A 13983-nucleotide genomic window follows, 5' to 3' on the forward strand; every position below is an offset into this window, starting at 1 on the left:
GTCATGACTGATCGCTAGACTCGGCCCGCCCTGGCGTGGACAAGGGACGAAGAGCTTTTGTTGCCGATCAAACCACGCCTTCGCCGGTGATCTTCAGCACGGGGGTGAAAGCCGGCTTTGCATCCGGAAGTTTGACCGTCAGGCCATCCATGCCCAGCTCAAACGGCATCGGTCCATAGCCCAGAAGCTCGACCTTTTCGATCCTGCCCTTGCGCTGCGGCGAGCCCGCAGCCATCGAATAGACCGTCAGATATGGCGCGTTCGGCCATTCCGCCGCCAAGGCGTAAAGCACGCCCGCCTTTGTGGTGAAGCGGATATCCTCGTGCGACAGCCCTTGCGCCACATCTTCACTTTGGAAACCTTCGGCAAAACGGGTTGGGCCTTCGCCATAGATGTCCCAGGGACGGGTGTCGAAGATCGCCTCGGCATTGATCTCCATCCAGCCGGCCAGATCGGTCAGGATCTTTTCTTCCTTGTCGTCGATCTCGCCATTGCCGCGCAGCGGAATGCTGAGCAACAATGCGCCGTTCTTCGACACCGTGTCGATCAGACGCTGGATCACCTGCTTGGCGGTCTTGTAGCCATCATTGTCATAGAGGCGGCGGTCATAATGCCACTGGCCGATGCACGTGCAGGTCTGCCAGGGCTTGTCGCGCAAGTGGTTCGAGAAGCCACGTTCGACATTCTTGACCAGGGCCCTCGACTGGTCCTCATCCAGACCATTGCTCGTAACCACGGCCTGCAAACCGTTATTCCATTTGATGTTCTGATTATAGAAATGGGCTACGGCTTCCAGTCCCGTCTGGCCCAGCGGCATGACGTTACAGTCGAAAAACACGAAGTCGGGACGGTATTGCTCGACGAGATTCATTTGTCGCGTCAGCCAATGCTTCGCGTACCACGGATTATTTGGCGGCGGCATTTCCAGCCACTGCTCGGTGACCTGGTTGAACGCGTCCATCTGCTTGATCGTCTTGATGCCGTCGGGCGGCGTGAAACCTGCCGCCGGGCCGGTATATAGCGCCTGTGGATCGAGGCCGTCCCACCACTTACCCTTGCCGTCGTCCTTTCGGCGCGTAGCGGCGTCATACCGCACCCCATGCATGATGCCTTCGGCGTCGTAGCTATAGGCCGTCTGCCACCAGAGCCAGGCGTGGCCGGAGTGGTTCGAGACGCCAAAACGCAATCCGTGATCGCGTGTCACCTTGGCCCACTCGCCGACGATATCGCGTTTCGGGCCGACCTTCGTCGAGTTCCAGGCATGATATTTCGAGTTGAAGTTGTCGAAATTGTCGTGATGACTCGCCATCGAGACGAAATACTTCGCCCCCGCTTTCTTATAGAGCCCCATCAGGCGCTCCGGATCCCACTTGTCCACCTTCCAGGTGTTGATGATGTCCATGAAACCATAGACGCTGGGGTGACCATAAGTGGCGACGTGATGGTTATAATAGTCGCTGCCCTGGATATACATCCGGCGGCCATACCAGTCGCCGAATTCCGGCACGCATTGCGGTCCCCAGTGCGCCCAGATGCCGAACTTCGCGTCGCGGAACCAATCCGGCGTCTGGTAGCCGGCTTCCAGCGACTCCCAACTGCCCTCGAAAACGGGCTTTGCGGCCTTTGTTTCGGATTTGGCCAGAGCAAGTGCGGCGACCGCATTCGTGGCGACCAGGCTGGACGCCCCAGTCAGAAGGTTGCGACGCGAAAGTTTCATTCGATGACTTTCCCAAAAAAGGGGGACGCAAGTTGCAAGCGTCCGACGCTGTTCAGCAACAGCGGACAGGGTTGATCAATTGCATTGACGCGTCGACGAAACTGACACCCGATGGGATGCCCCGCGTTCCAACCGCGCAAATCGAAACGCCCAGCCTGTCGATACAGGAGAACCGTCGGGACCGACCGGCGACAAATCACGGCGGCGATCAGAAAGACGCGACGACCTTGAGAATGCTGTCGGCATTGCGGATCAATTCCGGCAGCCGCTGCGGCAATTCGTCCGCCGCGATGCTGTGGGTATGCAGGATATCGGTCGGGATCGCGCCGGACTTGATCGCTTCGATCACTCGCGAGAAATCCTCGGCCAGCGCATTTCGGCTCGCGATCAGCGTCGCCTCACGCTTGTGGAACTCCGGGTCTTCGAAGCTGAGCTCGCCCTGCGCGACACCGACCAGCACTAGAGCACCGCCATGCGCGACGAACGACAAGCTGCGACGCATCGCCGCCAGCGATCCGGTGGCGTCGACCACGACGTCGAACATGTCGCCGTTGGTCCAGTCGGCAAGCGTCCGATCAAGCTCGTCATCCGCGACGGCCCCGTCTAACCCGAGGCGGTCGCGAACGAAGGTGACCCGAGCAGGCAGCCGATCGACGACTAGCGGCTTTCTTCCATCCAGCTTCGCGAAGAGCGCGGTCGCCACACCGATCGGCCCGGCGCCCACGACGAGCAGATGGTCGCCGCCTTTCGGCGCGCGAGCGGCCGCATGCGCTCCCACCGCCAGGAACTCGACCATCGCCGCCTGTACTGGCGAGAGGGCCTCCGCATCGATCACCGCCGTTTGCGGCACGGCCAGGAATTCGCACATGCCGCCATCGACATGGACGCCGAGCACGCGAATGTTGACGCAAGCGTTGGGCTTGCCGCGCCGGCACGCCACACAATGGCCGCACGCGAGATAGGGATTGATCGCTACCTGTTGTCCGATCCGCAGAGAGGTCCCCTCGCCCAGAGCGACGATCTCCCCGCCCAGTTCGTGACCGATCACTCGCGGGTAATCCAGAAAGGGATGTTTCCCGGCGAAGATATGGAAGTCGGTGCCGCACAAGCCGACATTCCGAACATGGATCAGCGCCTCGCCGGGTCCCGGCTGCGGTTTATCGCGCGCGATTACATCGAGGTGAAATGGCTCACGGCAAACAATGGCGCGCATAACGGTCGGCCCCTCCTGAGCAGCGCCATCGCACGGTTATTTCCGTATGTGCAAGTATGTTCTCGCTAGCGCTAAGAGTTTTGGCTGCAACGGCGCGCGAAGTTCCCAAGGCAGAGCCTCGTATTTCTGAGCCCCAGCGTCTCGGACCGGATCCGCCGATTCCGCAATGTCGTCGGAGGTTGTCGAGAGGTCAGCCCGGTTGATAGCCTAGCCGATCCGACACTCGCATCGTGGCCGAGCGGAGGAGGTCACACGCCGCCTCGATATGCACTTTCTGCGAACCGTCGATCAGTTCGAGGAACGGAATCGTCAACGCCGCAATGATCTCGCGATCAAAGCCGAAAACCGGAAAGCTGATGTCGGTCACGCCATAGGTGATCGGACTCTTGCGCAGATCGAAGCCCGCAGCACGGATCGCTTCCTTACGCTCCGCCAGCCAGGCGCGGTCCACCTCGATGCCTCGCTCGCTCTCCGCCGCACGAACAATCTGTTCACGGCGCTGATCGTTTGAGAATGCCAGGATGACCTGGCCGGAGCAGCTTGCGACGATATCGATATGAGCGCCGACCTTGAGCGCGAAGCCGCGCGTACCGGGCTGTTCCTCGCGCGCTATCACGATGCCGCGACCGCCATTCGGCACGACCAGATGGCACGACTGGCCGGCCTCCATTGCCAGTACCTGCATCTCCGGCAGTGCCGCCCGGACGAGATCCTGCGACGGTGTGGCGCGGTAGGCGAGATCGAGGAGCTTGTAGGTGACGGTGTAGCGGTCGGTCGTCTGCGATTTCTGAAGATATCCCAGCTGCTCCATCACGACCACGATGCGAAACAGCTCTCCGACGGTCCTCCCCAGATCAGCTGCCATCTCACTGACCAGGGCACCCTGCGGCCATTGCACGAGCAGTTCGATCACCTCGAAGGCTTTTTGGATCGCCGGCGCGGCGTAAGTCCCTTTCACCCCTGATCGTCCCATCGCGGCTTTAGTCCCTCCATGATCTTTATGGGGCCGCGTGATCGCCCGGCGTGCGTCGCAGCGCAAGTCGGAAGGCCGACATTGCCCATCGCGCGCGAGTAGGTCGTCTTCCGCATCCTCTCGTCACCCGCCTACGGCCCCGGGTAGATTCACCGTCGATCGCCGGCTGTCCACAGTCCCACTATCTAACTTGCATCAAAGAGAATAATATTGCACCAATGAAAATAACCGATGAGCCGCCTGTGACGGTTGGACGGATTTGCGCACAACTACCGGCGGGAGGGAGAGATGACGAAGTTCAGCAAACGCGAGATTTTGGGCGGCCCGCTTCTTGCCCTCGGCGCGGGCGCGCTGGGCCGGATCCCGCCTGCGGCGGCGTCCCTCTCAGCCGCCGAACGCGACATCGCACGCGGTCCGTTCAGCGCGACGCCGGAATCGCTCAAGACCTACCGGACGCCGGATTGGTTCAGGAATGCGAAGTTCGGCATCTGGGCGCATTGGGGGCCGCAAGCAGTGCCGCGTCAAGGGGATTGGTACGCCCGCTTTATGTATGTGCCAGGCCATCCGCACTACGATCACCATCTCAAGACCTACGGACATCCGTCGGAAAAGGGTTACAAGGACCTCATTCCGCTCTGGAAGGCCGAGCGCTGGAATCCGGACGCGCTGATGGCCCGCTATGCCGCCGCCGGCGCCAAATATTTCGTGTCCATGGGCGTCCACCACGACAATTTCGACCTGTGGAACTCGAAACATCACCGGTGGAATGCCGCTGTCATGGGTCCGAAGCGCGACGTCGTCGGCGCCTGGCAAACGGCGGCGAAGCGGCAAGGACTCCGCTTCGGCGTTTCCGAGCATCTCGGTGCCAGCTATTGCTGGTCGTATCCGAACCATCTCTACGATCAGTTCTGGCCCAAGCTTGGCGTCCCCTATGACGGTGCCGATCCGGCCTATGCCGACCTCTATCACGACAATCGCGACGAACCGTTCCGCAACACCAGGGAGAGTTGGTACACGACCAACCCGGCTTACCATCAGCGCTGGCTGAAACGAATCCGCGATCTCGTCGACAGTTACCAACCGGACCTTCTCTATTCGGATGGCGGCCTGCCGTTCGGCGAAGTCGGCCGTACGCTGGTCGCCCACCTCTACAACAGCAGCGTCGCGCGCACCGGGCACCTTGAGGCAGTCTATAATTGCAAAGATTCAGGGACGGGCGAGTTCTACAAGGAAGGAATGGTGCAGGACGTCGAGCGCGGGGTGCTCAACGGCATCAATCCCCTACCCTGGCAAACCGACACCTCCAACGGCGACTGGTTCTACAGCGACAATTACAAATACAAGACGCCCGGTGAAATCCTGACCATGCTTGCCGACATCGTCAGCAAGAACGGCAACATGCTGTTGAACGTGGTCCTCTATGCGGACGGGTCGCTGCCGCCGGAATCGGACGAGCTCCTGACCGAACTCTCGGCATGGATGGCGGTCAACGCCGAGGCGATCCACGGCACCCGTCCGTGGGCTGTTTATGGCGAGGGGCCAACCGAGGCCGAAGCGGGCATGTTCAAGGAGCAGGTCGCCTTTACCGCCCGCGACATCCGCTTCACGGTCAAGGGCAAGGCGCTTTACGCGATTACGCTTGGCGAACCATCGACCCTGACCGAGATCGTTTCGTTGCGGACGGACGCGCCTCATCTCCAGGGCCGGGTCGTTGGTGTCGAACTGCTCGGTGGCGGCCCGGTTCGGTTTCGCCGGACCCAGAAAGCCCTCTCGATCGACGTCCCCGGCCGCCTGCCGACCCGCCACGCCAGCGTTTTCAAGATACATTTGGCCTGACACCCAGGGACGCCGGGCCGGCGCGACCGATCGCCCGGGCCCTTTCGACCATTGATCCATCGAAGAAGGACCTACCATGCATCGCCGCTCGGCTAGCCTCGCCGCCATTGCCCTCGCGTTCGTTGTTTCCAGCGGCCTTGCGCCGGCCGGTCTTACCGCGCCGGCGCGTGCGCAGAGCGCGGTCGGGCACCCCGAATGGCCTGGCAAGGGCCAGCTGTTCGTCGGCACCTGCTATCAGCCGGTCGATCGCAGCCCGGACCAGATTCGGCAGGATATCGCGATCATGAAGGCCGCGGGCTTCAATCTGGTGCGGATGGGCGATCTGTCCTGGGACTCGTTCGAGCCGGACGAAGGCCGTTTCACCTTCGACTGGTTCGACAAGGTGATCGATCAGATGCACCAGGCCGGCATCCGCGTCATCGTCGATATCCCGGGCGAACCGGCGCCGATCTGGATGCACAAACACTATCCTGGCGTGGATATCATCAACCAGGATGGTGTCAGGATCAACGCGGCGAGCCGCTATTGGGATAATATCAGCGATCCCGACTATCGCCGGCTGGCCAGGCGCCTCGCGCAGAAGATGATGGAGCGATACGCCCAAAATCCTGCAGTGATCGCGGTGGGTTACGACAACGAGATCGGAAACGGGCACATGTCATATTCCGCCGCCGATCGAGATCGTTTCGTGGTTTGGCTCAAGCGTCGCTACGGCTCCATCGAGGCGCTCAACAAAGCCTGGGCGACCCAGCGCTGGTCGCGCCGCATCAACAACTGGGATCAGGTGGATCTGCCCTATGAGCGCGGTCCCGGCCCGAACGAGCGCTATCTCGACCTGCGCCGTTACTGGTCCGACGACACGATCGGCGCGCTTGAAGATCTGGAAGCGGTGCGCAAGCAATATGCGCCCAACCTTCCCGTCGCTTCTAACTTCTGGTCGACGGCAGGGACCAAGGGCTTCGACTATTTGCGGTCGTGGGAAAAGATCTCGACCTATGGCGCGCAAGGCTTTTATCCCGGCGATCCGGGCGGCGCCGCGTTCGAGGCGATGTCAAACCGGGCGGGGCACGACACGCCGCTTTGGTTCAACGAATTCACTGCCGGGGGCGGCGGTTATTATGGCACGCCCAGCCGCTCGAGAATGTGGGCCTATTTCGGTCTGATCTATTACACGCAGACCTTCCTCGCCTGGACGTTCAATTCGCATATCGGCGGCGAGGAGCAGGCATTATTCGGCTTGGTCGACCATGATGGCCGCCCATCGTGGAAGGTCGACGAGTTCGCCCAGATCGCGCGCGAGTTCCAGACCATGAAGACGCTCGGGTTTCCGCGCTACCGCCAGCCCGAAGTCGCGGTGAACTTCTCGTTCCAAAACCTCTGGCTGACCAGCCCGCCCCCCGGGCCGAACACGATGCAGGAATATTTCAAGGGCAATTACACCGGCCAGACCCAGACGGCTTTCCGTCCCTTCTTCGAGGACAATATCGACGCTGCGGTCATCGACTTCGGGCACGACGCACTCGATCGCTACAAGCTAGCGGTCCTCCCCAGCACTTATGTGATGGACGAGCCGACCGCGGCGGCCGTGCGACAGTACGTCGCCAATGGCGGCACGGTGATCATGACCGGCTATTCGGCGAAGGTGGATGAAACGGGCAAATGGTTCGAAACGTCCCTGCCCGGCCGGTTGAGCGACGTTTTCGGCCTGCGGACCAACGCGTTCTATCGCGCTGATCAGCCCCTGAAGGTCACCTTCAAGGGTCAAACGCTGACCGGCGGCGACCCTTATTATGAAGTGCTCGAACTCGGCACCGCCAAGCCGCTGGCGACATTCGAGAACACACCGCAAAAGAGCGCCGCGATCACCGTCAATCATTTCGGCAAGGGCCAGGCGATCTATGTCGCCACCGCGCCGCAAGCCGAATTACTCGGACCGCTGGTGCGCTCGCTCTATCCCACCCTTGGCATAAAACGTGGCCCTTCGACGCCGCCCGGCGTGATCGCACGCGAGGTCGATGGGCGTACGCTTTACGTCAACACGACCCAGGACCCGGTCACCGTGTCGTTCGATGGCGTAAAGACCGGCGTGCTATCGCACACGCGCTATGCCGGCACGATTGCCTTGCCATCCTATGGTGTAGAACTGGTCAAATAGAAGGCTTACGCGCAAGGAATTCCGTCGCGCCTTGTCGCTCTCGGCGGACAGGGGGCCGGTGCGGCTGATCCCATATTACCGTAAGTTCGGATAGGCCATATTACTTGGGCGTCACGAACGGATCGATGGTCCGGATCGTCCCGTCGGCATTGTAGGTCAGCTCGGTCACCTTCACGTTGCGCAGCCAGGTCTTGTCCGAGATCTGGGTGTCCGCATAAAACAGCCACCAGCGACCCTTATACTGAACGATGGAATGGTGCGTGGTCCAGCCCTGCACGGGCAGCAGGACGTTGCCCTTGTAGGTGAAGGGTCCGTAAGGCGACGTCCCCACCGCATAGGCGATGAGATGCGTGCCTCCGGTGGAATAGCTGAGATAATATTTCCCGCGATACTTGTGCATCCATGAGGCTTCGAAGAAGCGCCGAGTCCCGTCGCCGCTGGTGAGCGGTTTGCCGTGTTCGTCGACGATCAGCGCCTCGCGCGGTTTTTCCCCGAATTCGAGCATGTCCCCGCGCAACTTCGCCACCTGCGGCATGAAGGCCTGCTCGTTCTGGCCCCGCGGATCGCCGGCGGGGCCGTTCGGGTCATAGACGCCGCCGACATTTTTCTGAAGCTGCCCGCCCGACAGCCCGCCGAAATACATATAGCTGCTGCCGTCATCATCGACGAACACCGCGGGATCGATCGAGAAGCTGCCCTTGATCGGCTGCGGCCGGGCCTTGAACGGTCCGGCCGGCTGCTTCGACGTGGCGACGCCGATACGAAAGGCGCCAGCGCGGTCCTTGGCCGGGAAATAAAGATAATAGGTCCCGTTGCGATAGGCAGCGTCGGGCGTCCACATCTGCCGCGCCGCCCAGGGTACGTTGGCAATGTCGAGCACAGTGCGATGCACCTGAACCGGTCCGTTGGGACGCGCCATGCTCAGCACGACATAGTCGCGCATCTTGAACGCCCCGCCCTCACTGTTCTTGAAGGGCTCGACGTCGGGGAGCGGCGGCCCCTCATCGGTGTCGTGGCTGGCATAAACATAGAGTTTGCCGTCGAACACGTGAGCCGCGGGATCCGCGGTATAGGGCGAGTTGACGAGCGGCTGGGACAGATATTGCCGCGCGGGCGCTTGCGCCTCATCGTTCGCGGGCGCTTGCGCCGCGCCGAGTGCTGCCATGCCGGGGATCGCAAGCAGGACAAGAAGTCGATGGGCGTTGCGTATCATTCTTTCTCCACCTCGCCGTCAGCCATTTCGGTCGTCGCCGGGCGACGATTACGGCATGCGTTAAATACAGGCCAAGCACAGTGATTTACGGGGCAACTGGCGTCTCACGCCGCCGACATCCCCCTGCCGTCGCCCAAGATTCTATTGGGCTTGCTTAGCGCCGGAGGCGCTCAAGCCGCATGAGCAGGATATCGTTGGTCCGCATGGGCGCCTCGATATTCAGCGATCCGCTTTTCGGGACGGTGACGATGACGTCGCGTTCGGCCACGTCCCGGGTCAGCCCTTGCAATTGCGCCAGCTGGGCCGCCGAAAGCTTCTGGGGCATCTTCATATCGATATAGGCCGAATAGGCGTCGTTATGGCGGTAGCCGGTCCGGTAGGTACGCAGACGATACCGTCCGGGCTGGACATGCACGAAACGCGCACTGACCGGCGCGGCGGGCAATGCCTCCACCAATCGGCTGTAGAATGGGCGGTTGCTGAGCTTCTGGTCGGGTTGATGCCAATCCCACACCAGCAAGGTCAGTCCGGATCCATCGACCGCGGCCATGCTGTAGGGATCTTTCACGGATATCTCCTGGCCGCGGAGCGCGTTGAGATATTTGTAGGCGAACCAGGCGGGCTTGCGGACCCCCTCGGGGTTCATCAGCCCGAAGCCTCCCTGGAACGGCGCCGTCGGCGGACCGGGCTCTTCGAACAGGTCGCTATAGGTCCAGTAGCTCATGCCCTGGACCGAACCTTCGACCCCCTTGAGCTTGGTGAGGATATAGGGTGCGCTCACATAGCTGTCGTGCACGGCGTCCCGCGGCGTGTAGCTGGTGCTCCACTCGGTGAAATAGAGCGGCAGATTGGGAAAGCGCGACGCCTGGATTTGCGCGCGCACCCTGCGAACGTCGCCGATGATCGCGTCGGGCGAAGACGAAAGCTTGGTGTCGCCCTTCCCTTCTTCGTCGAGAAAGCCGCCATCGACCCCATAAGTGTGCGTGGTGACGAAATCGACCGGCACCCGGTTCGCGGCGACATGATCGAGGAATTCGGGCACCCACGCAGCGCCGGCGGTCGACGGTCCACCTACGCGGAGCGCGGGGTCCACCGCCTTCAGCGTACGGGCCGTCACGTCATAAAGCGCGAAATACGCCTCGCGATCCGCCTTTTCCCAGAAACCATCGAGATTGGGCTCGTTCCAGACTTCAAAATACCAGCTCCGCACCTCGGCGACGCCATAACGCTGTCGAATATGCCGAGCGAACGCGTCGATCAGGTGCGCCCACGCATCGAGCTTTGGATGGGACGTATTGCCCTTCCAATAGAAGATCGAATTGTCCGAGGTCTTGAGCGCATCCGGGGTGAAGCCGAGTTCGACAAAGGGCTTGATGTTGCGGGCGAGCAACTTGTCGTAAAGTTCGTCGATACGCGTCCAGTCGTAGACGACTTGCCCGTTTTTCACCTGCACCGTCTTGAGCACGTCATGGAAGATCGCGTGGAAGCGGATGTAGCGGAATCCCAATTCGCCCGTCGCCGTCTTGAGCTGGGCCATGCTGTCGTCGCGGATCAGCGTTCCTGGATAATCGGATCCCACGGAAAGATCGAAAAAGCGATCGACCGGAGCGTCTGCCGTCGCCCGATCCACTTGCAGCACGCGCGGTGCAGGCGCCGCGGACTGCGCGAACGCCGAAGATGCGAGGCTCGCAAGCGCCAGACCTCCACAGGAAAGGACGGCGTACCGGCATCTCTTCACCAAATTCTCTCCCAGAATTGTTTTGTCCTCTTCGGCGGATTCTGCCGATCCTGCGCTCGGTCTCTTACAGATCGATGTAGCGGACATGTCTCAACGGGCGCCACCACTTCCCACCATATCTGAACCCTATAGACAAAAAGCTGGGCCGGAATGTTATTTCCGGCCCAAGAGGAAGGCTCGTCCAAACTCATGTAATTGTGCGCGCCAGCTCGATCGATCAGATCAACTTTCGGCACCTACCAGATTTTACAAAGACAGTTCTCATAGCATGCAAGTTTTCATCTGAGACACTTCGATGAATAAATTCGTATCTAAATATCTTGCCCGGATATTTATATCCATTCTATCTGAGACGATTTGCCGCAGCGCACTCCCGGAGGACTATAGCGAAACGAAGGGGGTTTCGCAGAGATTGTTCCCGACCGGCAAATTGGTCCGGTAAAACGGCTCGAGCGATGGCAAGCCGGTAAGAATAGTCGCGGGCAAAGTGCGAATCGGAGCCCGATCGCGCTGCTATTCGATGGGGACTTGGCCTATTCCGGATTCTCAGCGGCCGCGTGCTGATTGTGAACAACCGAATTCGGCCTATTCGCAGCACGCCGGCGTCGTCCCCGGCGGACATTCATCCCGCACATCGGAAAATTCGCTAGTTCAGAGCGATTGTCCCAACATAGCTTCGACTTCGTCGCGGTAGCTCCGGCTGAGCATCAGGCGCGTACCATCCTTCAGCACCACCTCGAACTCGCCATGAGAACGGCGTTCGAGAAAAGCTATCGACCTTAAATTCACGACGCTGGATCGATGGATACGGATGAACCGAAAGGGGTCGAGCCGGTTAACGACCGTGGTCAGCCCGGCCCGGTATAGGAATTCCTCTGCTCCTACGTGCAGCGCCACATACACGCCGGCCGCTTCGATCCAGTCGATATCCTGCGTCATCACGAACTGGGTCGCATCCCGCTTCTTGACGACCATCCATTCCCAAATCTCGCCCGGCTTCGCACGCTTCGCAGCCAGCTTGAGGAGTTCCGGACCAAAGGAATTTGCGTCGTTCGCATTTTCCGAACGCAATTCGCCCAACCGCTTTTTGACGCGCTCCATCATCTTCTCGTACCGAGAGTCGCTGAACGGCTTGAGCAGATAATCGACAGCCTCCGCATCGAACGCCTGAAGCGCGAACTGGTCATAGGCCGTGACGAACACCGTTAGCGGCATGTTTTCGGCGCCCAGGGCATCGATCACGCCAAAGCCATCCACACCGGGCATCTGGACGTCGAGGAACACGATGTCCGGATGCATGTCTTGGATCAGCGCAACCGCATCGACGCCGTTCTTTGCTTCCAGAACCTTGCCGACGCCGCGATCCTTGGCCAGCAGATCCGTCAGGCGCTTGCGCGCGGGAGCCTCGTCATCGACCACGAGCACTCGGATCGGTTCGCGCGAGGCCGTCATGCCGCTTCAATTCTGGTTCGGGATAAGGGCATGCATATTTCCACCTCGGTGCCGCTGCCTTCGCGGCGATGGATTGCGAAACGATGCTCTCCGGGACCGGGATAAAGCCCCGCTAGGCGTTCGCAGACCGAGCGTACTCCCAATCCGGTGGAGTCTTCCATCCGCCAGTCCGGCGGCAGGCCGATACCGTTATCGCACACTCGAATTTCCAAGTGGTTCGCCGCCTGCCAGGCGGAAATCGTGACCTTGCCACCGGAAACCCGGCCTTCGATCCCATGACGAATTGCATTTTCGACCAAAGGCTGAAGCAACATGGAAGGTACCATGACCGATAGCACTTCCGGATCGACGTCGACCCCGATTTCCATTCTATCGCCGAAACGAACGCGCTGAATGGAGAGATAATGGTCGAGAAGCGACAATTCCTGAGCGAGCGTTATCTCGGTCCTGTCCTTGCAATCCAGCGACTGCCGGAGCAACGCACCCAAGTCTCCGATCATGTCCCGGGCTAAATTGGGATCGTTCGTAACTTCGGAGGAAATCGTGTTCAGCGCGTTGAATAGAAAATGCGGCTCAAGCTGCAGTCGCAACGCGTTAAGTCGCGACTCGAGCAGCCCTTTTCTCACGCGCTCTAGTTGAAGCTGGCTGGTCAGGAATCGGTTATAATATTTGAATGCGTACACAACCCCGACCAGGGCGGAATATACCTGAAAACTCCCGATGAAATAATAAACAAAAAAATCGTGGCGGCGCAGCGGATTCCACCAGACTGCGGGAATAGGATAAAGAAGGATGCCCGTAAGGTACGTGTGAACGATACTGAACGGGACGCTTAGCAGGACGAATAGCAGCGTCAGGCGGACAACATGCCGCTCGATCGACGCGAGCTTCCGGTCGATCATAAAAAATGCCGGGGTCATCAACGCCCACGCCCAGGCATCGATCACTCGCCCGGCGACAATGTGCCATTGAAAACCGTTGAAGACGTCTGGCGCTACCGTAAAGACGCCGATCGCCGTCCAGATTAGGAAGATGAGGATCGCCGGACGAACCCACGCACGCCAAATGCGGTGCCAGCCACCGTCCGTCCTCACAGACTGGATGCGCTCTCGCACGTCGTTCGCCAAGAACAGGGAGTCGGGCTGCACGTAAGTCATAGCTGGGTACCGGCTATACCGCATTCGAGGCGAGAACACCCATTCGCATCACATCTGCCGTCGAATGACGCCCGGGAAGCTTGACGATCTCCGACCGGGCGTGGCGGCCAACCTTGCCGGTCGAAACCGCTGCGCCCCTTCTCTCCCCAACGCCCAGCATCTCTAGTCAACATACTGTCACGCTAAACATGTTCGCGCTGTTGGAATGATGGCATGCCTTCTCCTGCAATCCGCGCCGCGACACTATAGTATCGACCAGCCATCGCGAGCGGCCGCCTCAGTGATTCGGCAATGCGCCACGTCGCAGGTCGCTTTCAAACTGCTTATGGTCGTAAAGCGCCCAACCAATGCTGGTCGATCAGCATTTGTGGAAAATGTTGCGAAACGGACTCCGCATTCGCAAGGCGGCTTACAGGTTAATAGAGCGGACCAAGCGCTCGGCTATGTGGCAATTTTTCGCCAAATTTCGTGGATTCCGCCAAGGCAATACATGGACGGCGCGGCAAAATTGTGTCGTTTTATAAGTAGT

Annotated in this window: 9 protein-coding genes; 2 read left to right on the top strand and 7 right to left on the bottom strand. The window is 60.2% G+C overall.

The genetic code is table 11. From position 1 onward, the window contains the following. Window positions 1-67: 67 nt before the first annotated feature. The 3 genes from SAS01S_RS07345 to SAS01S_RS07355 form a co-directional block, all read right to left on the bottom strand. Window positions 68-1717, bottom strand: coding sequence for an alpha-L-fucosidase (locus tag SAS01S_RS07345; protein ID WP_066806696.1), 1650 nt, complete (start codon window positions 1715-1717; stop codon window positions 68-70). Between the two features lie 208 nt (window positions 1718-1925). Then, a complete protein-coding gene (locus SAS01S_RS07350; RefSeq protein ID WP_066806698.1) occupies window positions 1926-2930 on the bottom strand; it encodes a zinc-binding alcohol dehydrogenase family protein in 1005 nt (334 codons plus the stop codon). A gap of 190 nt (window positions 2931-3120) precedes the next feature. Further along, on the bottom strand, window positions 3121-3843 hold the full coding sequence (locus tag SAS01S_RS07355) for an IclR family transcriptional regulator (RefSeq protein WP_369405720.1): 723 nt from the start codon (window positions 3841-3843) through the stop codon (window positions 3121-3123). Window positions 3844-4191: 348 nt separating this feature from the next. On the opposite strand from SAS01S_RS07355, the gene SAS01S_RS07360 reads away from it, so the two are divergent. Next, entirely contained in the window at window positions 4192-5739 is a 1548-nt protein-coding gene (locus SAS01S_RS07360; protein WP_066806703.1) for an alpha-L-fucosidase, read from the top strand. A 76-nt stretch (window positions 5740-5815) separates the two neighbouring features. Next, on the top strand, window positions 5816-7894 hold the full coding sequence (locus SAS01S_RS07365) for a beta-galactosidase (RefSeq protein WP_066806705.1): 2079 nt from the start codon (window positions 5816-5818) through the stop codon (window positions 7892-7894). A gap of 100 nt (window positions 7895-7994) precedes the next feature. Here SAS01S_RS07365 and SAS01S_RS07370 read toward each other — a convergent pair whose 3' ends face one another. The 4 genes from SAS01S_RS07370 to SAS01S_RS07385 all read right to left on the bottom strand — a co-directional run bounded on the left by SAS01S_RS07370 (window position 7995) and on the right by SAS01S_RS07385 (window position 13454). Then, the gene (locus tag SAS01S_RS07370) at window positions 7995-9107 is read right to left on the bottom strand and encodes a glycoside hydrolase family 43 protein (protein ID WP_066806707.1); all 1113 of its coding nucleotides are present in this window, start codon (window positions 9105-9107) and stop codon (window positions 7995-7997) included. Between the two features lie 154 nt (window positions 9108-9261). Continuing rightward, entirely contained in the window at window positions 9262-10686 is a 1425-nt protein-coding gene (locus tag SAS01S_RS07375) for a GH39 family glycosyl hydrolase (RefSeq protein WP_245656783.1), read from the bottom strand. Between the two features lie 810 nt (window positions 10687-11496). Next, complete coding sequence (locus tag SAS01S_RS07380; RefSeq protein WP_066806709.1) at window positions 11497-12297, bottom strand: LytR/AlgR family response regulator transcription factor; 801 nt, start codon at window positions 12295-12297, stop codon at window positions 11497-11499. Continuing rightward, complete coding sequence (locus SAS01S_RS07385) at window positions 12294-13454, bottom strand: sensor histidine kinase (protein ID WP_066806711.1); 1161 nt, start codon at window positions 13452-13454, stop codon at window positions 12294-12296. The genes SAS01S_RS07380 and SAS01S_RS07385 overlap by 4 nt, the downstream gene beginning before the upstream one ends. Between the last annotated feature and the right edge of the window lie 529 nt (window positions 13455-13983).

It is taken from the genome of Sphingomonas asaccharolytica NBRC 15499, assembly GCF_001598355.1.
GTDB classification, from domain to species: Bacteria; Pseudomonadota; Alphaproteobacteria; order Sphingomonadales; family Sphingomonadaceae; genus Sphingomonas; species Sphingomonas asaccharolytica.